This is a genomic window from Streptomyces sp. NPDC033270 (assembly GCF_055576575.1).
Genome location: NZ_JBVIRA010000028.1, coordinates 19773 through 39042, shown reverse-complemented (window position 1 = coordinate 39042; position 19270 = coordinate 19773). Strand labels below are relative to the sequence as shown.

17 protein-coding genes are annotated in these 19270 nt (G+C 72.9%); 6 read left to right on the top strand and 11 right to left on the bottom strand.

All coding sequences use genetic code 11. The features are described from left to right. The first annotated feature begins 65 nt into the window (after positions 1-65). A complete protein-coding gene (locus tag ACZ5XZ_RS31465; protein WP_468984195.1) occupies positions 66-620 on the top strand; it encodes an acyl-CoA thioesterase in 555 nt (184 codons plus the stop codon). Here the strand turns inward: ACZ5XZ_RS31465 and ACZ5XZ_RS31460 are convergent. The 3 genes from ACZ5XZ_RS31460 to ACZ5XZ_RS31450 form a co-directional block, all read right to left on the bottom strand. Then, on the bottom strand, positions 571-1152 hold the full coding sequence (locus tag ACZ5XZ_RS31460; RefSeq protein WP_468984193.1) for a VanZ family protein: 582 nt from the start codon (positions 1150-1152) through the stop codon (positions 571-573). The genes ACZ5XZ_RS31465 and ACZ5XZ_RS31460 overlap by 50 nt on opposite strands. Positions 1153-1190: 38 nt before the next feature. After that, a complete protein-coding gene (locus ACZ5XZ_RS31455; RefSeq protein WP_468984190.1) occupies positions 1191-1649 on the bottom strand; it encodes a hypothetical protein in 459 nt (152 codons plus the stop codon). Positions 1650-1799: 150 nt separating this feature from the next. Then, the gene (locus ACZ5XZ_RS31450) at positions 1800-3263 is read right to left on the bottom strand and encodes an LCP family protein (RefSeq protein ID WP_468984187.1); all 1464 of its coding nucleotides are present in this window, start codon (positions 3261-3263) and stop codon (positions 1800-1802) included. Positions 3264-3531: 268 nt separating this feature from the next. Between ACZ5XZ_RS31450 and ACZ5XZ_RS31445 the strand changes: the two genes are divergently transcribed. After that, positions 3532-4563 carry a glycosyltransferase family 2 protein gene (locus ACZ5XZ_RS31445; protein ID WP_468984184.1) on the top strand — a complete coding sequence of 344 codons (1032 nt, stop codon included), beginning with the start codon at positions 3532-3534 and terminating at the stop codon, positions 4561-4563. A gap of 76 nt (positions 4564-4639) precedes the next feature. Here the strand turns inward: ACZ5XZ_RS31445 and ACZ5XZ_RS31440 are convergent, their stop codons facing one another. The 5 genes from ACZ5XZ_RS31440 to ACZ5XZ_RS31420 all read right to left on the bottom strand — a co-directional run bounded on the left by ACZ5XZ_RS31440 (position 4640) and on the right by ACZ5XZ_RS31420 (position 11181). Further along, on the bottom strand, positions 4640-5200 hold the full coding sequence (locus tag ACZ5XZ_RS31440) for a GNAT family N-acetyltransferase (RefSeq protein ID WP_468984181.1): 561 nt from the start codon (positions 5198-5200) through the stop codon (positions 4640-4642). 42 nt (positions 5201-5242) lie between these two features. Then, a complete protein-coding gene (locus tag ACZ5XZ_RS31435; RefSeq protein ID WP_468984178.1) occupies positions 5243-6931 on the bottom strand; it encodes an LCP family protein in 1689 nt (562 codons plus the stop codon). A 71-nt stretch (positions 6932-7002) separates the two neighbouring features. Then, positions 7003-8769 carry an LCP family protein gene (locus ACZ5XZ_RS31430; RefSeq protein ID WP_468984175.1) on the bottom strand — a complete coding sequence of 589 codons (1767 nt, stop codon included), beginning with the start codon at positions 8767-8769 and terminating at the stop codon, positions 7003-7005. A gap of 237 nt (positions 8770-9006) precedes the next feature. Then, positions 9007-10221: an LCP family protein gene (locus ACZ5XZ_RS31425; protein ID WP_468984173.1), complete on the bottom strand. Its 1215-nt coding sequence runs from the start codon at positions 10219-10221 to the stop codon at positions 9007-9009. A 195-nt stretch (positions 10222-10416) separates the two neighbouring features. After that, entirely contained in the window at positions 10417-11181 is a 765-nt protein-coding gene (locus ACZ5XZ_RS31420) for a TIGR03089 family protein (RefSeq protein WP_468984170.1), read from the bottom strand. 129 nt (positions 11182-11310) lie between these two features. Here ACZ5XZ_RS31420 and ACZ5XZ_RS31415 point away from each other — a divergent pair, with 129 nt between their 5' ends. From ACZ5XZ_RS31415 to ACZ5XZ_RS31405, 3 genes are all read left to right on the top strand, one after another. After that, positions 11311-12651, top strand: a complete 1341-nt coding sequence (locus ACZ5XZ_RS31415; protein WP_468984168.1) for a peptidoglycan recognition protein family protein — start codon at positions 11311-11313, stop codon at positions 12649-12651. Positions 12652-12991: 340 nt separating this feature from the next. After that, the gene (manB, locus tag ACZ5XZ_RS31410; protein ID WP_468984166.1) at positions 12992-14074 is read left to right on the top strand and encodes a mannose-1-phosphate guanylyltransferase; all 1083 of its coding nucleotides are present in this window, start codon (positions 12992-12994) and stop codon (positions 14072-14074) included. A gap of 48 nt (positions 14075-14122) precedes the next feature. After that, positions 14123-15028, top strand: a complete 906-nt coding sequence (locus ACZ5XZ_RS31405) for a DNA-3-methyladenine glycosylase family protein (RefSeq protein ID WP_468984163.1) — start codon at positions 14123-14125, stop codon at positions 15026-15028. 9 nt (positions 15029-15037) lie between these two features. Here ACZ5XZ_RS31405 and ACZ5XZ_RS31400 read toward each other — a convergent pair whose 3' ends face one another. From ACZ5XZ_RS31400 to ACZ5XZ_RS31390, 3 genes are all read right to left on the bottom strand, one after another. Next, complete coding sequence (locus ACZ5XZ_RS31400) at positions 15038-16366, bottom strand: coenzyme F420-0:L-glutamate ligase (protein WP_468984160.1); 1329 nt, start codon at positions 16364-16366, stop codon at positions 15038-15040. Between the two features lie 64 nt (positions 16367-16430). Further along, complete coding sequence (cofD, locus tag ACZ5XZ_RS31395) at positions 16431-17441, bottom strand: 2-phospho-L-lactate transferase (protein ID WP_468984157.1); 1011 nt, start codon at positions 17439-17441, stop codon at positions 16431-16433. Between the two features lie 33 nt (positions 17442-17474). Continuing rightward, positions 17475-17987, bottom strand: a complete 513-nt coding sequence (locus ACZ5XZ_RS31390) for a cysteine dioxygenase (protein ID WP_468984155.1) — start codon at positions 17985-17987, stop codon at positions 17475-17477. Between the two features lie 705 nt (positions 17988-18692). Here ACZ5XZ_RS31390 and ACZ5XZ_RS31385 point away from each other — a divergent pair. Next, positions 18693-18956 (top strand): WhiB family transcriptional regulator, encoded by a 264-nt coding sequence (locus tag ACZ5XZ_RS31385; protein WP_003983763.1) that lies wholly within the window; start codon positions 18693-18695, stop codon positions 18954-18956. The last annotated feature ends 314 nt before the right edge of the window (positions 18957-19270 follow it).

Below are 19270 nucleotides of genomic sequence, written 5' to 3'. Positions count from 1 at the left end.
GCCGGGAGACCTGTGTCACGTACGGAGCGGGCGGTGGCCCCGCGGTCGCCGCTTAGGCTGGCTGCATGACCGAACTCGTCACCAACGACCCCGACAGTGCGCTCGTGGGCAAGCCCACCTCCGTGTCCCGCATCACGCTCAGCCACATCATGACGGCCGGCGACACGAACCTTCTGGGGACCGTCCACGGTGGCGTGATCATGAAACTGGTCGACGACGCGGCGGGCGCGGTGGCCGGGCGGCACTCCGGCGGGCCGGCCGTGACCGCCTCCATGGACGAGATGGCCTTCCTGGAGCCGATCCGGATCGGCGACCTCGTCCATGTGCGCGCCCAGGTCAACTGGACCGGCCGCTCCTCGATGGAGGTCGGCGTACGGGTCCTGGCCGAGCGCTGGAACGAGTCCAGCCCGGCCCAGCAGGTCGGCTCCGCCTACCTCGTCTTCGCCGCCGTCGACGAGCACGGCAAGCCGCGCCAGGTGCCGCCGGTGCTCCCCGAGACCGAGCGGGACAAGCGCCGCTATCAGGAGGCGCAGATCCGCCGCACGCACCGCCTCGCCCGGCGCCGCGCGATCAAGGAGCTGCGCGAACGGCGCGCCGCGGAAGGCCTCGACGACGCATAGCGGCCGCGGCCAGCTGCCCGAGCAGGGTCAGCCCCGCGCCGACGACGGTGCCGGCCGCCGCGCACAGCACATCGTCGATATCGGCGATCCGCCCGGCCCGCATCAGCAGCTGCGCCGTCTCGATGACCAGGCACAGGCCCACCCCCAGCAGGAACGCCGCGGCCAGCGGGGTGCGCGGCGCCGCGAACCGCAGCAGCAGCGGTACCGGCACGAACAGCGCGGCATTGGCCACCTGCCGCCGCACCAGCATGTCCAGCTCGCCGGGTTCGAGCTGGGCGCCCAGCTCGAACAGGCCCTCACCGGGCCGCCACCACACCGTCGCGTCCCCGGAGCCGATCGGCTGGGCCGGTGCCAGCGTCGCCACCAGGACCAGCAGCAGCCAGACCGCCAGCAGCACCCGGGCGGTGGTGCGCGGTCGGCCGTCGGCCGGGACGGCGGCGGTCCACAGGGCGAAGGCGGCCGCCAGGGCCAGGGCCACGATGAGGAAGAGCGTCACCGTGGTGGGGGTGATGCCCAGCACAACCTGCCACACGATGCGCACCTTTCAGAACAGTCCGGGCATACCGGACGTCAACTGCAGCTCCACTTTGTGACGTAGACCGTCTCCCCGCGCTCCATGACGCCCCGGATGCATTCGTCCGACAGCATCTCCACCCGGCCGCTGAGCGTGACGGCACCGCCCCGCGTCCGCCCGGTGCCGAACCAGCCGGGGAACGCGGTGATACGGGCGTTCTTGCGCTGATAGCCGAGCCGTACGGTGATCTCGCCCAGGCCGGTCGCGGCTCCGTGCCGGCGGTAGACCGCGGTGTACACGCCGTCGGCCCCCACCGGTCCGCGCAGACACAGCTGGCCGCGCACCAGATCCCCGCAGCCGGTCGGGGCGGCGGGCGCCGGCGGCGCAGCCGCGGCGGTGGCCACGACCAGGCACATCGCCGCGACGGCCACCGACACCCGGCGCGCGGAACGGCGCCCGTCCGGACGGCGCGCGGGCGGCGTGGGCGCGGTGCGACGGGGCGCGGGGACACTCATGCCGAATCCTCGCTTCGCTCGTCATCGCCTTCGCGAAGCACGCACCTCTGGATGATGAGCTCACTGCGTTCGCTCATGTCGAATCCTCGCTTCGCTCGTCATCGCCTTCGCGAAGCACGCACCCCTCGACGATGAGCTCACTTCGTTCGCTCATGGGCACACGGCCTGATCGCCGGTGATCGCCGAGATCCCGCCCGGCCGCTGCCCCGGCTCCTCGGCCCGCACCCGCCGCACCGCATGGTGCTGCCGGCCGACCGTCACCCGCATCACCGGCCCCTGCCCGGCCACCGGGCGCAGCTGTGCGCCCGGCAGCGCGGCGGCCAGCGAACGGGCCGAGCGGTCCCAGCGCGGGTCGTAGGCGAGGACCGTACGGGCCGCCGCGCCGGGGGAGCGGCCGGGGGCGCCGGTGACGGCGAACCCGGTGGCCCGCAGCGCGCCGGCCACCGACGCCCCCAGCCCCGCCCGGCCGCTGCCGTTGTCGACCCGCACCTTCACCTGGTCCGGCGGTACCTCCACGCCCGTGGCGCGCGGCTCCTTGTGGTCCCGGTGCACCGCGATCGGCCGGTCCTCGCGGATCGCCTGGAACAGCTTCGGCGCCCGCACCGGATCCCACCGCACCGTCGACCCGACCCCCCGCACCGGCTGCGCCAGATCCGCCAGCGGTACGGAGGTGAACTCCGAGGACGACGGGGTGAAGCCGCGCATCGCCTGGCCGAGGTCGACCAGGTCGTTGGCCCCGAAGCCCGAGTCGGCGCGCACGGACTTGAGCATCGTGTCGGCGACGTCCTTGAAGCGGATCGGGTTCATCAGCACTCCGGAGGAGGTGATCTTGTGGATGAGGGCGGCCAGGAAGCGCTGCTGGCGCTGCATCCGGCCGAGGTCGGCGGAGCCGTCGACATGCCGCGAGCGCACGTACTGCAGCGCCCGGCCGCCGTTGAGCTGCGACTTGCCGACCGGCAGATCCAGCCCTGTATAGCTGTCGCGCAGCGGACGCGCGGTGCAGATCTCCACCCCGCCCACCGCGTCCACGCCGTGCATGAAGCTGGTGAAGTCGACCTCCAGGTAGTGGTCGATGTGCACCCCCGTCATGTGCTCGACGGTCCGCACCGTCAGGTTGGGGCCGCCCTCCGCGTACGCCGCGTTCAGCTTGATGGCGTGCCGGGCGCGCTGTCGGCCGGTGTCGGCGTCCCGGTGGGCGGGCACCTCGGCGTAGGAGTCGCGCGGCAGGCTGATGACGCTGGCGCGGTCGCGGTCGGCGGAGAGGTGCACCAGCATCAGCGTGTCGGTGCAGTGGCAGGGCGCACCGCCCAGCCGGTACTTCCGCTTCTCCCGTGCGGTGAGCCGGTCGCGTCCGTCGGTGCCCACGACCAGGAAGTTCAGCCCGTCGCCGCCGCCCGGCCGGTTGCTCATCCCGGTGAAGGCGTCCACCCGCCCGATGCCGCGTTCCACGCCGGTCACCATCGCGTGCCCGACGCCGCTCGCGGCCAGCAGCAGCACGGACGCGACGGCACTGCTCCGCAGCCCCCACCGCGGGCCCGACGGGCGCCGGGACGCGGCCGCCCGGGCGGACCGGCGTCGCCCTGCCGGGCGGGGGGAGCGGAACGGCGCGGTCACGGGGGACACCTCCGCGGCTGGCCGGGCGTGATCGGCGCCCGTCGGGGGAGCGGTCGGGGTAGTGGCGAACAGGGATGAATCGGGAGAGAACACCGTAGGTCAATATGATCTGCTGCAAAGCGCCACACGCCGGTCATCGGCCGCCCGGCCACCCGACCGCGTCCGACCCCGTCGCCCATTCGCGGTAACGTGAGGCGCGATACCGCAGTCTCCCGGCGGGCGCCGCCGTCCCTGGCGGCTCCGTCACGGGCCGTACCCCCGAGGAACCATGCCGCAGCAGCAGCCCCCGGCCGTCTCCGTGATCATGCCGGTGCTCAATGAGGAACGTCACCTGCGCAATTCGGTCCGGCACATCCTGGAGCAGGAGTACGCCGGCGAGATGGAGGTGGTGATCGCCCTCGGCCCGTCCACGGACCGCACCGACGAGATCGCCGCCCAGCTGGTGGCCGAGGACGCCCGGGTGCACACCGTGCCGAACCCGACGGGCCGCACCCCCGCCGCGCTCAACGCCGCCATCAAGGCCTCCCGGCACCCCATCGTCGTACGCGTCGACGGCCACGGCATGCTCTCGCCCAACTACATCGCCACCGCCGTGCGCCTCCTGGAGGAGACCGGCGCGGCGAACGTCGGCGGCATCATGCACGCCGAGGGCGAGAACGCCTGGGAGGACGCGGTCGCCGCCGCGATGACCTCCAAGATCGGCGTCGGCAACGCCGCCTTCCACACCGGCGGCCAGGCGGGCCCCGCCGAGACGGTCTACCTCGGGGTCTTCCGTCGTGAGGCCCTGGAGCAGCAGGGCGGCTACAACGAGGAGTTCATCCGCGCCCAGGACTGGGAGCTGAACTTCCGCATCCGCGAGGCCGGCGGCCAGATCTGGTTCTCGCCGGAGCTGAAGGTCCAGTACCGCCCCCGGCCGAGCATCAAGGCGCTGGCCAAGCAGTACAAGGACTACGGCAAGTGGCGCCATGTCGTCGCCCGCTACCACGCCGGCTCGATCAACCTGCGCTACCTGGCACCGCCGACCGCGGTCGGCGCGATCGCCGCGGGCGTCGTCGTCGGCGCGACCCTCACGCCGTGGGGCTTCGCCCTCCCGGCCGGCTACCTGGCGGCCATCACCGCCGGCTCCCTCCCCGCCGGCAAGGGCCTGTCGCTCAAGGCCCGCGCCCAGATCCCGGTCGCGCTGGCCACCATGCACATGTCCTGGGGCGTCGGCTTCCTCACCAGCCCCCGCTCCCTGGCCAGGCGGGTCATCGCCAGCCGCCGCCCGGCGGTCGTGCGGCCGGCGGCCGGGGCGGAGTAGACGGGGTTCGCCGGGGCGCCCCACGCGCGGGCGCCCCGCGTCCTGTGTTCCTTTCAGCGGTCGGCGGGGACACCCCCTAGGACGACCGCTTCGCCGCCCGCCAGTCCGGCGCGAGCACCGACCAGATCTCCTCGTCGTGCCGCTCGCCGCGGTGCAGATGGCTCTGGCGCAGCACGCCGTCCCGCGTCATCCCCAGCCGCCGGGCGACGGCGATGCTGGGCTCGTTGCCCGCCGAGACCCACCACTCCACGCGGTGGATGCCCCGCTCCTCGACGGCCCAGTCGATGAGCACGCGCGCGGCGCGGGTCACCAGCCCCTTGCCCACAGCCGACGGCTCCAGCCAGCAGCCCGCCTCGGCGGTGCCCTGCGCGACGTCCATGGTCCGCAGGATCACCGCGCCGACCAGCTCGCCGCCCGTCCAGATGCCGTGGATCCGCCCGGTGTCGGCCGCGGCCTTCTCCGCGTACGTCCGCAGGTACGCCCGGCTCGACTCCAGGTCCGTGACGACGTCGGGCAGCGCGTTGTGCCGCCCGATGAACTCCCGCCCCCGGTCCATGTGGGCCAGGAACTCCGCCGCCTGCCACGGTTCGAGCGGACGCAGCTGCGCACCGTCGTCACCCAGGGATATCGCGTACATCGTCACCTTCCGGAGAGCGGGCCCACACCCTGCACCTGAACCCTAGAAGGTGTACTGCGGATTCACCGTCATGCAGCCCTTCTTCTCGCCGTTGAGGGCGTCCGCGCTGGCCGGGGCCTTGTCGGTGGGCTTGTCCCCGGGCTTCTTCGGGTACGTCACGCCGGCGCGCCAGTCGTTGCCGACCACCAGCCGCATCCCGGTGGCCGAACTCGACTCCCGCACCGCGCTCTTGGGCAGGCCGAGCGCCTTGGCCACGGCCAGCGCGTCACCCCGTCGGGACGCTTCGCGGTAGGTGATCGTGGTGTCGGCCTGGCTGGTGAGAACGGAGTTGGTGGAGGTGGCGGTGTAGCCGAGGCCCGCCAGCCGCTGCTGGATGTCGGACGCGCGGCCGGAGGCCGGGCCGGTCACCGTGCTGCCGGTGCCGTTCTGCACCACGACGTTCAACTGGTCCTTGGGAGTCGACGGCTTGGGGTCCGGCGTCGCCTTCTTCTTCTGGTCCTTGCCGTCCAGCGCGGTGTCGTTGCGCAGCATCGCGAAGGTCGTCTCCGCGTCGCCCGGCTTGGGCACGACGTACTCCTCGCCGGGGCCGTACTGCCAGGGCATGGTCACCATCGTGATGCGCTTGGTCGGCACCCGGCTCAGGTCGCCGCCCAGGTCGTAGAGCTTCTTGACGGTGTCGAGGCCGTCGTCGACGGTCAGCGCGTTGGTCGCCGCCTCCGCCAGATCGCGCAGCTCCCCGGGGTTGGTGAGCTTGGCGTCCTGCTTCAGCTGACGGACCATCGAGTTCATGTACATGTGCTGGGCCTTGGCCCGGCCGATGTCGGTGTTGTCCTCGAAGCCGTAACGGGTGCGCAGCCACTGCAGGGCCTGGACGCCCTTGACGGGGTGGGTGCCCTTGGTGAGCCGCAGCCCGCTGCCGTGCCCCTTGCTGTCGTGCGAGTAGACGTTGCGGTCCACGCAGACCGGGACGCCGCCGATGGCGTCCGCCATGGACACCACGCCGGAGAAGTCGACCATCATGAAGTGGTCGATGTAGATGCCGGTCAGCTCCTGCCAGGTGTCCAGCGTGCAGCCGGGACCGCCGTGCTGGAGCGACTCGTTGATGGCGCCGGTGGTCTGCGGATAGACCTCGTGGGTCTTGGGGTCGGTGCACTTGGGGATCGTCACCCGGGTGTCCCGGGGGATGGAGATCACCGACATGTTGCTGCGGTCGGCGGAGACGTGCAGCAGCATCTGCACGTCGGCCAGCGGCTTGCGGTCCGCGTCCTGCCGGGCGCCGCCCAGCTCGATGTTCTTCTTGCTGTTCCGGCCGTCCGAGCCCAGCAGCAGGATGTTCAGCGGGCTCTGCCCGAAGGCGTTGGGGTCCGGCTTCTTCAGACCGTTGCCCAGGGACCGGGGGGCCTTGCGGAGGTTGCCGTTGAGGTGCTCGTAGTACCAGTAGCCGGCGCCCGCCGCGCCCACTATCAGCACGGCGAGGCTCAGCGCGGTCCAGCGCAGCGCCTTGCGGCCCTTGCCGCGGCGCGGCCGGCCCCCCTTGCGGTGGCCACCGCCCTCGGCCGGCGCCTCCCCGTCGCCGGCGGGCACGCCGCTGCCCTCGGGCGGGGTCCAGCCGGGGGCGTCCGGCGGCAGCCCCTTGTTCTCGTAGAGGCTGTCGTCCCAGCCCAGTTCCTGCGCGTCCGGCTCGCGCCGCCTCCGCCGTGATCTGTCGCCACGCACACTGCTCTGCCGCATTGGGCCCTCTCCCCGTTTGTCAGTTCGGTGGTGCGCTCGGCGCCGTCATCGGCGGCCGGATTCCGCTCCGGTCACTTCGCGCAGACGTTCTTGTCATCCGCATTGACGTTCTGCACCCCGTCAGGGGTTTCCGTCGGTGCCTCGATCGGCGTGCCCGGTGCCTTGAAGTCCTTGCCCAGGACGAGCTTCATCGGCACCCGGTCGCCGGCGTCCTGCGAGGACTTCTTCAGCGCGCTCTTGGGCAGGCCCATCCAGTCGGCCAGGGTCGCGGCCTGGTCGGCCTGGTTGGGGGCGTACTCCAGGCGGGTGGCGGCCAGCTTGGCGGGGGCGTTGCCGGCGTTGGTGGAGAGCTTGGCGGCCTTGGTGTTCTGCAGCCAGTCCACGGTCTCCTGCGCCGAGCCGATCGGCCCGCCGCCGTTGGTCACATCGACCCGTACGAGCTCCGGCGGGGCCTTCTTGACCGGACCCTTCTTGCCCTTCTTGTGCTTGGCCAGGGTGTGGTCGGCCCGCACCATCGCGAACAGCGGGTCGGCCTTGGCCTGGTCCAGGATGACGGTGGCCGGGTCGTTGGGGTTGTCCAGCACCGGGACCGTGGCGAAGGTGACCTTGTCGATGTCGACCTTCTTGAGGTCGGTGCCGAAGTCCAGCAGCTTGTTCGCGGTGCCGATACCGGTGTCGACGGTGAGCGCCTTGGTCGCCGCCTGGCTGACGTCGTAGAGCTTGCCGGGGCTGGAGAACGCGTCGGACTTCAGCTTGCGGATCAGCGAGCTGAGGAACTGCTGCTGCATCTTGATCCGGTCCAGGTCGCTGCCGTACCCGATGGCGTGCCGGGTGCGGACGAACGCCAGGGCCTGCTCGCCCTTGACGACGTGTCGGCCCGCCTTCAGGCGCAGATGCGACTTGGGGTCGTCGATGTCCTTGGCGGCGCAGACCTCCACGCCGTCCACCGCGTCGGTCAGCTCCTTGACCGCGTTGAAGTCGGCCATCATGAAGTGGTTGATCTTCAGTCCGGTCAGCTTCTCGACGGTGCGCCAGGTGCAGCCGGGGTCCCGGCCCTCCTGGCCCAGGCTGGTGTTGAAGCGCACCCCGTGCTCACCGGGGATCTCCTTCTTCGGACCGTCCTCGGGCCGCGTCGTGCAGTTCGGGATGTCGGTGATCAGGTCGCGCGGGATGCTCAGCGCGGTGGCGTTGGACCGGTCCTTGGAGATGTGCATCAGGATCGTGGTGTCCGCGTGCCCGACGCTGCCGGCGTCGCCGTAGCCGGAGTTGCCCTTGCCGGAGCGGGCGTCCGTCCCGATGATCAGCACGTTCACCGGCCCGTCGGACACCGCGTCGTTCTCCACGCCGACGTCGACCTTGGAGATGTTGCCGTTCAGCTGCTGGTAGAGGTAGAACGCGCCACCGCAGGCGGCGACCAGCACGAAGCCCAGCACGCCGGACGTCCAGTACAGCGCCTTCTTCTTGCCCGACGCCTTCGGCTTGCGCTTGCGCCGGCCGGCCGGGCCCGCCGCGGCCGGCGACGCCGTCGCCGAACGTCCGGCCGCCCGGCGCGCCGCCGCCCTGCCGCCGGCGGGGCGCTCGCCCGCGCCGTCCTCGGGGCGCTGGCCGCGGCGGCCGCGCTGGGTCGGCAGCGGGCGGGTGTCGGTGTCACCGACCTCCCCGCCCTGCGCTCGCGCGGCGCGTCTGGAGCCGGGCGCCTTGCGGTCGGAAGGCCGAGCGGGGGCTTGACCGGCGGGGTCAAGCCGCAACTCGTAATTGCCGGTGTTCGGATCGAACACCCACTGATCGGCGGGGTCGACATTGTCGTCGCCCGCCCGCCCACGGCCTTGCGCGTCCACGGTGCCTTGAGTCCTCCGTCGGTGCCACGCGGCGCCATCCCCTCAAGGCGCTCGGTAGGTCGATCGTGCAGTGCATGTCAATGGTGCATGGTCGTCGGTCAGCCAAACGTGCGGACCGGATCGCTCACACTATCCGCCCAGTTCAGCGCCCCGCGACGCGCGTGACAAATTCCACTGACCTACAACTGGGCAATCCGCCCAATCCATTCGAGTCCCCGGGTGTACTTTGCGGCATCTTTATTCGCAGATCCCGTGTTCCGCGGTCGTCCCGGGAAAGGTCGGCCCCGAACTCGCCGACGGTGCGGGGGAGCCCGCCGGCTTGTCGTCCGGTGATCCGCTTCCGGCGCGAAGGGGCTCCTGGCCGGCGTCCTGCGTGGGCTCCACCGTGACCGGAAGATCGCTGCGCAGCTGCCCGAAGAGCCGGTCGGCATCCGGTTGCACCAGCTCATCGCGGTTGGGGTCATAGCGGTACTCCTGACGTGGCACGGTCAGGAACTGGACCCGCTCGGTGGGAATGCCGCGGGTGCTGCGCACCAATTCGTACAGACCCCGCAGGGAGGCCAGCCCGGGATCCGTGGTCAGAGAACTCGTCGCGGCGTCCAGCACCGGATACAGCCGGGTCGGATTGAGCAGGACACCATTGCTCTGCACTTTCTTCACGAGAGCACCAAGAAAACGCTGTTGTCTCTCCATGCGCTGGGTGTCACTGCCGTTGCCCAGACTCTTTCGCGCGCGTACGTAGCCCAGTGCGGCCTCGCCGTGCAGCGTCTGCCGGCCCGCGGGCAGCCGCAGGTGCGCCTCGTCGTCGCGCACGGCCTGCGGCAGGCAGACCTCCACACCGTCCACCGCGTCCACCATCCTCTTGAAGCCGACGAAGTCAATGATCATGTAGTGGTCGATGCGGATCCGGGTCGCCTTCTCGGCCGTACGGATCGCGCAGGCCGCGCCGCCGAAGGCGAACGCCCAGTTGAACTGGGCGGTCTGCGGTGCGGACTCCCTGCCGTCGGCACGTTTGCAGTGCGGCACCGTCACCATCAGATCCCGCGGGATGCTGACCGCGGTGGCGCTCTTCCGGTTCGCCGCCAGGTGCAGCAGGATCGTGGTGTCCGAGCGCTGGCCGCGGCTGCGGCCGTATTTGCCGTTGCCGCCCTTGCGGCTGTCCGAGCCGATCAGCAGCAGGTTCTGCGCGTTCGGCGGGCCCGCGGGAGGCCGCTCGGACTCCCACTTGCGCAGCTCCCGCTCGGTGGCGCTGTCGGTGTGGATATTGCTGCTGAGCTTGGCGTACAGCGCCCACCCGGCGCCGGCCCCGGCCAGTACGACACCGGCCGCCCCCGCCGCGGCCCAGCGCCGCCAGTGCCTGCGGCGGGGCGGCCCCGGCCGGTCCGGCTCCGGCCCCCCGGCCGGGTGCTCGGCCCAGCCGTCGAACCTGGGGGGCTCGGGGGTGTCGGTCACCTGGGGTCCATCCCTCGCGGAGTCGGCATCGCGCCCGCCCGCGGGGCCCGGGCGGAACAGCAGACGGACAAACCCCGCATGGTGGTACGTAACTTAAGATCATGGACCGAAACGGTCGTACCGTCCCGCAAGGTGCGGGCTCCCTCCCCCGTCCGGAGGACGCGGGAGGGGACGCGAGGCAGGAGGAGGGAGACCTCAGGCCGCCGGCGGCGGCGCCCGGAACGTGATCTTCTCGCTGGCCTCGCGGGTCGCCGCGGCCTCGGCGCCCAGCCGGTCGAGGTGACGGCACAGCACCACCGAGCCGCCGGTCGCCAGCGGCGCGTACAGCCCGTACGACAGGCCCTGCCAGGTGTCGTACCCCAGCCCCGACAGCACCCGGGGCGCGTCCGGCAGCCCGGCCGCGCCCGCGTCGGCCAGCGCGCGGGCCCCGATCCCGCCGCCGGTCAGCTCCTCGCCGTCGACGGACAGGGCCACCGCGCCCGGGTCCACCGGCGCGAACGGCGCGAAGCGGTCGCCCTGGCCGGGCACCTCCACCGCGTAGTCGGCGAAGCCCCCGGGAGGCTCGGGGAAGCGGCCGCCCAGCGGGCGCAGCGCCAGTGCCACCCGCTCCCCGGAGCACGCCCGCGCGGCATCGAGCCGGTCGGGCCCGGCGACGACGAGGTCCGCGGCGGCCGGGTCGCCGCCCACGTCCGCGACCACGCCCACCGACGAACAGGCCAGCAGCCATACGGCGGTCTGCCAGTGCGCGGGCAGCAGCAGCGCGAGCCGGTCGCCGGGCTCGGCGGCCAGATCGCCCTGCAGGTAGTTGGCGGTCTTGGCCACCCAATTGGCGAAGGTCGCGACGGACAGTTCCACGCGCTCGCCGGTGGCGTCGTCGTAGAAGGTCACCAGCGGGCGGGCCGGGTCCGCGGCGAGCGCGGAACCCAGCAGGTCGGCGGGGGTGCGATCGGTGGCGTTCATCGCGGCCAGCGTACGCGCGGCACCCGGCCGGCGACGGGCCGGGCACGGCGGGCGCGGACCACCGGATCGGCCGATGCGCCGTCAGACCCCGTTGGCGCGTTTTGTCCGGCCGTGTTCACGATGGTGCCCATGCGCCCCTTCCTCGCGAGCTGCCTCGGCGCGGCGTGCACCGCCGCCATCGCCCTGCCCTTCGCGCCGGACGCCGGAGCCGCCGCCGGCCGCCCGCCGTCCCCGGCCGCGGTGCGCTCCGGCGACCTGCCGGGCAGTACCCAGTCCCTCCCGGTGGCGGCACTGGACGCGGTGGCCCCGCAGAGCACCGACCGCGACACCGCCACCGCGCCCCGGACCCTCGGTCTGCCGGCCCGCACCGTACGGCCGTTCTCCCTCCTCGGGGTCGTCTGGGACGACGCCGCCGCCGAGTTGCACGGCCGGGTCCAGGTCCGTACCCGCGCCACCGGCAGTGGCGCCTGGTCCGGCTGGCAGGACGTCCAGACCCACAACGACGACGTCCCCGACTCCGGCGCCGCCGAACGCCGGGACAGCGGCGTACGGGGCAGCACCGCGCCCCTGTGGGTCGGCGACTCCGACGGCGTCGACCTGCGCATCACCCCCGAGAGCGGCGACCGCGTACCGTTCACCGCCCCGGCCGGACTCCGGCTGGAACTCGTCGACCCCGGCACCCGGCCGGGCACCGACCGCGGCGCGCAGGCCGGCCCCCCGACCCCGCTCACCTCCGAGGCCACCGCGGCCTCCGCCGCCAACGCCCCGCTCGCCCCCCTCGGCGCCACCGAGATCCCCGCCCTCGACCAGGCCGCCTCCCAGGCCGACGCCGCCATCGTGGGCGGCTCGCCGCCCGGTCACACCCACGTCGGACCGCGCCCGCGGATCGTCACCCGGGCCGGCTGGGGCGCCGACGAGCGGCTGCGCGAGAAGGCCTTCATCCACACCCGCACCGTGCGCGCCGCCTTCATCCACCACAGCGGATCGGGCAACAACTACACCTGCGCACAGGCCCCTTCACTGATCCGCGCCATGTACCGCTTCCACGTCAAGAGCAACCACTGGCGGGACATCGGCTACAACTTCCTGGTCGACAAGTGCGGCACGGTCTACGAGGGCCGCGCGGGCGGCGTCGCCAAGCCCGTCATGGGCGCCCACACCCTCGGCTTCAACAGCGACAGCACCGGTATCGCCATCCTCGGCGCCTTCACCGGCACCGAGCCGCCCAAGCCCGCCATCGACGCGGTCTCCAAGCTGGCGGCCTGGAAACTCGGCCTGCACAGCGTCGATCCGCGCGCCACCGTCCAGATGCTCTCCGCCGGCGGCAACCGCTACCCCAAGGGCGCCAAGGTCCAGATGCACACCATCGCCGGTCACCGGGACGGCTTCCACACCGACTGCCCCGGCGCCCGCCTCTACAACAAACTCGCCGCCACCCGCCTCGCCGCCGCGCACCTGCAGGGCCGCTGACCGGTTTTCAGCCACTCGTGGCGGCACCTGGGGGTTTGCACGGGTCTGCCGAGGCGCAGGCTGCAGTCACCACTGAACCGTTTCCGCCGTGGGCACGTCTTAGCGACCACGACGTGTGCGCCCCGCGGCCTTGCGCGTCCCACCTCGGGCGACCGGAAAGCCGTCTGCCTACACTGGTCCGCCGACCGGCCGACCCCCGCAGGAAGCAGAGAAGACCCCGTGAACGTCGCAGGTGCAGCCGCCGGGCGGCAGTCGGCGACGAGAGCCGCACCGCTGCTCCCTCCTTGCCCGCCATCGGGCAGGAGAGGCCCAGCGGGCGGAGAAGCGAACAGAGGACACAGTGACTGAAGCGATCCTCCTGGTCGGTGGCAAGGGCACCCGGCTGCGCCCGCTGACGGTGCACACGCCCAAGCCCATGGTCCCGGCGGCCGGTGTGCCGTTCCTCACCCACCAGTTGGCCCGCGCCCGGGCCGCCGGCGTCGAGCACATCGTCCTCGCCACCTCCTACCTCGCCGAGGTCTTCGAGCCGTACTTCGGCGACGGGTCATCGCTCGGCCTGCACCTGGAGTACGTCACCGAACAGGAGCCGCTGGGCACCGGCGGCGCCATCCGCAACGTCGCCGAGCGGCTGCACTCCGCCCCCGGCGACCCCGTGCTGATCTTCAACGGCGACATCCTCACCGGCCTGGACATCGCCGCCCTCGTCGACACCCACCGCACCTGCGGCGCCGACGTCTCCCTGCACCTGACCCGGGTCGAGGACCCGCGCGCCTTCGGCCTGGTGCCCACCGACGACACCGGCCGGGTCACCGCCTTCCTGGAGAAGCCGCAGACCCCCGAGGAGATCGTCACCGACCAGATCAACGCCGGCGCGTACGTCTTCAACCGGTCGGTCATCGACACCATCCCGGCCGGCCGCCCGGTCTCCGTCGAACGCGAGACCTTCCCCGGACTGCTCGCCGACGGCGCCCACCTCCAGGGCATGGTCGACTCCACCTACTGGCTCGACCTGGGCACCCCGCAGGCCTTCGTCCGCGGCTCCGCCGACCTGGTCCTGGGCCGCGCCCCGTCCCCGGCGGTGCCCGGCCGCCGCGGCGAGGCCCTGGTCCTCGAGACCGCCGAGGTCGCCGCGGACGTCAAGCTCAGCGGCGGCACCGTCGTCGGCCCGCGCACCGTCGTCGGCGCCGGCGCCCGGATCCACGGCAGCGCCGTCCTCGAAGGCGCGGTCGTCGAAGAGGGCGCCCAGATCCACGACTCGCTGATCGGCGCCGGCGCGCGGATCGGCGCCCGCACGGTCCTCGACGGCGCGGTCGTCGGCGACGGCGCGACGATCGGCGCCGACAACGAGCTGCGCGACGGCATCCGGATCTGGTGTGACGCCGACCTCCCGGCCGGCTCGGTGCGGTTCTCCTCCGACCAGTAGTCCGCCGCGGCCCCGCCACGCGACCGGCGCGTCGCCTACGCTGGCCGCATGCCCGCCCGTACCTGGGTCCCGCCCGGCCCGTTCGACCTGCACCGCACGCTGGGGGTGCTGCAGCGCGGCCCGGGCGACCCCGCGTTCGCGGTGCGCGGCGGCGAGCTGTGGCGGGCCTGCCGCACCCCCGAAGGGGCCGGCACCCTGCGCCTGGCCGCCCGTCCCGCCGCCGGCGAGGTCGAGGCCGAGGCCTGGGGCCCGGGCGCCGACTGGCTGCTGGAGCAGCTGCCCGACCTGCTGGGCGAGCGCGACGACCCCGCGCGACTGACCGCCCGCCACCGCGTCGTCCACGAGGCCCGCCGCCGCCACCCCGGCGTCCGCCTCGCCCGGACCGGCCTGGTCCTGGAGTCGCTGATCCCCTCGGTCCTGGAGCAGAAGGTCACCAGCGACGAGGCCTACCGCGCCTGGCGGCTGCTGCTGCAGCGGCACGGCGAGCCGGCCCCCGGCCCCTGGGAGCGGATGCGGGTGATGCCCGACCCGCGCGCCTGGGCGCTGATCCCCTCCTGGGAGTGGCACCGCGCCGGCGTCGACGCCAAGCGCTCCTCGGCGATCCTGCGCGCGGTACGGGCCGCGCGCAGGATGGAGGAGGCCGCGCGGATGGACCTCGCCGACGCCACCCGCCGGCTGACGGCGATACCGGGCATCGGCCCGTGGACCGCCGCCGAGACCCTGCAGCGGGCCCTGGGCGCGCCCGACGCGATCACGGTCGGCGACCTCCATCTGCCGAAGATCATCGGCTTTGCGCTCACCGGCCGCCGCGGTACCACCGACGAGCAGATGCTCGAACTCCTCGCGCCCTACGAGGGCCAGCGGCACCGCGCCGCCCGGCTGATCCTGCTCTGCGGCATCACCCCGCCGCGGCGGGCGCCGCGCTTCCCCGTCGGGGACATCGCCCGCCTGTGACCTGGGGCCTCAGCGCACGACGACGAAGTCGTCGGCGGCGCGCGGCGGCCGCTCCCTGGGCGCCTCGGCCGCGCGCCCGATGGCCACCGCGCCCATCGGCTCCCAGTTCTCGGGCAGCCCGAGGACCTCCCGTACGACCTCCCGGCAGAACATCGTCGACGACACCCAGGCGGAGCCCAGCTGCTCGCCCGCCAGCGCCACGAGGAAGTTCTGGATCCCGGCGCCGCCGGCCACCAGGAACATCTCCCGCTCCGCCGCGCCGCGCCGCGCGTCGGGGTAGCTGTGCGCGCCGTCCGCGACCACGCACGGCACCGCCAGATACGGGGCGTTGCGCAGCACATCGCCGCGCCGTACCCGTTGGGCGATGGACTCCGGCGACCTGCCGTCGGCGCGCAGATCGGCGATCCACGCGTCCCGCATCGCGTCCAGCAGCCGCCGCCGCGCCCCGGCCGACTCCAGCAGCACGAACCGCCACGGTGTGGTGTGGTGCGGCGCCGGGGCGGTGATCGCCGCCGCCACCGCCCGTCGCACCGCCCCGGGATCGACCGGCTCGTCGGTGAACGCCCGGACCGTACGCCGCAGGGTCACCGCTTCCCGTACGGCCTCCGAGGTGCCCAGCCGGAACATGTCGTGCGCGGCGTCGCGCACCATCGCGCGCGCCCCGTCACCGTCGCCCGCCCGCTCGACGACGTGCCCCAGCCCGCGCACCACCGCGACCGGCAGCCCGGTCGCCTTGCCCTTGACCAGGTCGCCCGCCGCGGCCAGCTCGTCCGCGGTGGCCACCACCGTCGCGCTGAGCGGATTGCCGTGCGCGTCCGTGCCGCCGCGCAGGTCGTCCAGCACCCGCACACCGGCCGCCCCGATGGCGACGTCGGTCAGGCCGGCGCGCCAGGGCCGGCCGAAGGTGTCGCTGATGACCACCCCGACGTCCACGCCGAGCGCGGTGCGCAGGCCCGCCCGGAGGGCGCGGGCCGAGGCGTCCGGGTCCTCGGGCAGCAGCAGCACCGTCCCGGCCCGGGTGTTGGAGGCGTCGACGCCGGCCGCCGCCATCACCAGGCCCTGCCGGTTCTGCACGATCCGCAGCGTGCCCCGGCGGGCCACCACCCGCACCGTCTCCCGGTCGATCGCCGCCTCCCGGTCGGTGGCCTCCAGCACCCGGCCCTCGGCCTTGCTGACGATCTTCGAGGTCACCAACAGCACGTCACCGTCGACGAGTTGGGGCAGGCCGTCGGCCGTCGCCGCGGCGGCGATCAGCTTGACCAGGTCGTCACCGGGCCGCACCTCGGGCATCCCCGGCAGCGCCCAGACCCGGTACCCGGGCACCTGCGCCGCGCTCATGCCGGCACCTCGCCCCGCCCCGCCCCGCAGGCGCGCGGCGCGCACCCGCCCATGGCTCGCTCGCTCACGACGCGCGGACCTCCTCGGCCAGCGCCAGTGCCTCGCGGGCCATCGCGGCCGTGGCGTCCAGGTCCGTCATCATCAGCGGTACGGCGCGGCAGCGGATACCGGCGGCCGCCACCTCGTCCACCGCGCCCGCGTCGACGGAGTCGACCAGCCAGCCGTGCAGCAGCCCCGCACCGCCCTCGCCCCGCTCCTGGCCGTCCTGCGCCGAGAGCGGCCGCGCCGCGCCGTAGTGCCGGGCCACGGCCGCCGCCGTCGACTCCACCCCCACCGCGGCCAGCACCTTGTCGGCCATGCCGCGCACGGGGGCGTCCCCGACGATCGGGGAGAGGCCGATCACCGGCGCCCCGGCCGTCGCGATCGCCTCGCGGATGCCCGGTACCGCCAGGATCGTGCCGACGCTGACGACGGGGTTGGACGGCGGGAGGAGCACCACGTCCGCCTCGGCGATCGCCTCCAGCACGCCCGGCGCCGGCTTGGCCTGGTCGGCGCCGACCGGCACCACGGCGTGCGCGGGCACCGAGGCGCGCAGCCGCACCCAGTACTCCTGGAAATGGATCGCCTTGCGCTCGCCGTCTTCGTCGACCGCCACATGGGTCTCGATCCGGTCGTCGGACATCGGCAGCAGCCGCACACCGGGCTGCCAGCGGTCGCACAGCGCCTCGGTGACGGCGCTGAGCGGATAGCCGGCGCTCAGCATCTGGGTGCGCACGATATGGGTGGCGAAGTCCCGGTCGCCGAGCCCGAACCACTCGGGGCCGACGCCGTAGGCGGCCAACTCCTCCTTCACCCGGAAGGTTTCGTCGGCGCGGCCCCAGCCCTGCTCCTCGTTGATGCCGCCGCCGAGGGTGTACATCACGGTGTCGAGGTCGGGACACACCTTGAGCCCGAACAGATGGATGTCGTCGCCGGTGTTGCCGATGACGGTGATGTCCGCGTCCGGAGCCGCTGCCTTCAGTCCCCGCAGAAAGCGGGCGCCGCCGATACCGCCGGCCAGAACCACGATTCGCATGACCCCAGGATGTCAGGGGCCCGCGACCGTGCGTCAGGGGGCCGGTACCTCGGGCGAGGCGGCCGCGGCCCGGTCGGCGGCGGCGGCCTGGCTGGGGTGCATCGGCATGTCGGTCAGGCCCGGGAAGTAGACGTGCAGGCTGACGGCCGGGGTGAGCGAGTCGTTGACGACCTCGTGCACATAGCCGGGGGCGAACACCCGCTGGGCGCCGGCCGCGAGCGTGCGGGGCCCGGTCTCGACGCGCTCGGTCAACTCGCCTTCCAGGACGGTCAGTACACCGGAGGACTCCCCGTGGTCGTGCCGGCCGCTGCCCTGGCCGGGCACCCAGCTCAGCAGCCAGACCTCGTAACCCGGGCCGGTGCGCAGCCGGTGGTACCAACGGGTGGTGGCGTCGTAGCGGACGAGCGGGGCCCACGCGGCCCGGTCGGCGGCGATCGAGCGGGCCAGCCCGGCGAAGCCGGCGACGGTGGCCGGGTGCGCGGGGACGGGCGGCAGCAGGTGGGGGATGGCGAGCGGATCGCCGGCGATCTGGACGTCGCTGTTCATCGGTGTCGGGTTCCTCGGCGGAAGTACTGGGGTGGCGCGCCCGGGCGGCGCGGAAGGGGTGCGGCACGGCGCGGGCGTTCCCTGTGGGGGGCACGGCGCGGTGGTCGCGGTGCAGAGGTGCTGCGGGGTGGTGCGAGCGGAGAAGCTGGAGCTCAGTGGCTACGACAGCTGGAACAGCGACAGCGAGCCTGCGCAGCGCAGAGCGACCCGTAGGCACGGGTCAGTCGGGGCGCGGAAGTCACTGACATGGGGACAAGGAGACCGGGTTCACGGCGCGATGTCAACCGGATGTCTGGTTTGCCGCGAATCTTTCACCACATCCGGTTGCTCCGGTCGGAGAAAGGTTTGTGCAGTCCCCGACCCGGAGACATCGCCCGGTATCCGCACCCACAAACGCCGTTGCGGCTCCGTGATCCGTCTGTGATCTCCCCCGCTTCGGCGCGCGGGGTGCAACGCGGACGCCGCCTGATCGCGTCTTGGTGAACGACGCGGACGTGCCAGGCGGTACGCCCGGGGAAGTGTCCTGGTTTTTACTGATTTGAACACTTTCTGCATCCGCTTGGTTCCGCCGAGTGAATAAGAGGCTCAATAGCAGATCTCGGCTTGACTGGCCCGGATCACCACACTTGTAATTTCACTCGTGTCGTTCAGCCGAAATCGATCACGGCTTGATCACGGGGACGTAAAGACAGACGAGGGGCGCACATGACCGAGCTGTTCCAGGAATTGCTGGTCGAGGAGGCGGACGAGGAGCTCGGCTGGCAGGAGCGCGCACTGTGCGCCCAGACCGACCCCGAGTCCTTCTTCCCGGAGAAGGGTGGGTCCACCCGCGAGGCCAAGAAGGTCTGTCTCGCCTGTGAAGTCCGGTCCGAATGCCTCGAATACGCCCTCGCCAACGACGAGCGCTTCGGTATTTGGGGCGGTCTGTCCGAACGCGAGCGGCGCCGGCTCAAGAAGGCCGCCGTCTGACGATGACCAGGCAGCCGTCCGGACCGACGGCGCGCGGCCCTGTGGACCACGCCGCCGTACCGCCCCAACTCCCCATATCCCCCTATAGCGAACACTCCGCCTCCAGCGCCCCGGCCGCCGGAGGCGGACTGCTGTGCGGGGATCCGGCCGGGGCGGCGGCACGAACCATTAGTGTGGGGCCCCGTCCGAGATGCGCCGCCGCCCTGCCGGGCGCGCGCGTCGCCTCGTAGTCCGTCGCAGTGTCTTCCGGGGGCGGGGGCCTTGAGCGACTTCGCCGCGGGCCTTCGAACTCCCGGGTCCGGAGGGCCCGTACC

Excerpts from the sequence above, each read along its gene's own strand:
- ACZ5XZ_RS31435 (WP_468984178.1), bottom strand. The coding sequence starts at position 6,931 with ATGCGGCAGAGCAGTGTGCGTGGCGACAGATCACGGCGGAGGCGGCGC.
- ACZ5XZ_RS31455 (WP_468984190.1), bottom strand. The coding sequence starts at position 1,649 with ATGAGTGTCCCCGCGCCCCGTCGCACCGCGCCCACGCCGCCCGCGCGC.
- ACZ5XZ_RS31465 (WP_468984195.1), top strand. The coding sequence starts at position 66 with ATGACCGAACTCGTCACCAACGACCCCGACAGTGCGCTCGTGGGCAAG.
- ACZ5XZ_RS31445 (WP_468984184.1), top strand. The coding sequence starts at position 3,532 with ATGCCGCAGCAGCAGCCCCCGGCCGTCTCCGTGATCATGCCGGTGCTC.
- ACZ5XZ_RS31390 (WP_468984155.1), bottom strand. The coding sequence starts at position 17,987 with ATGAACAGCGACGTCCAGATCGCCGGCGATCCGCTCGCCATCCCCCAC.
- ACZ5XZ_RS31400 (WP_468984160.1), bottom strand. The coding sequence starts at position 16,366 with ATGAGCGCGGCGCAGGTGCCCGGGTACCGGGTCTGGGCGCTGCCGGGG.
- cofD (WP_468984157.1), bottom strand. The coding sequence starts at position 17,441 with ATGCGAATCGTGGTTCTGGCCGGCGGTATCGGCGGCGCCCGCTTTCTG.
- ACZ5XZ_RS31385 (WP_003983763.1), top strand. The coding sequence starts at position 18,693 with ATGACCGAGCTGTTCCAGGAATTGCTGGTCGAGGAGGCGGACGAGGAG.
- ACZ5XZ_RS31440 (WP_468984181.1), bottom strand. The coding sequence starts at position 5,200 with ATGTACGCGATATCCCTGGGTGACGACGGTGCGCAGCTGCGTCCGCTC.
- ACZ5XZ_RS31415 (WP_468984168.1), top strand. The coding sequence starts at position 11,311 with ATGCGCCCCTTCCTCGCGAGCTGCCTCGGCGCGGCGTGCACCGCCGCC.
- ACZ5XZ_RS31405 (WP_468984163.1), top strand. The coding sequence starts at position 14,123 with ATGCCCGCCCGTACCTGGGTCCCGCCCGGCCCGTTCGACCTGCACCGC.
- ACZ5XZ_RS31420 (WP_468984170.1), bottom strand. The coding sequence starts at position 11,181 with ATGAACGCCACCGATCGCACCCCCGCCGACCTGCTGGGTTCCGCGCTC.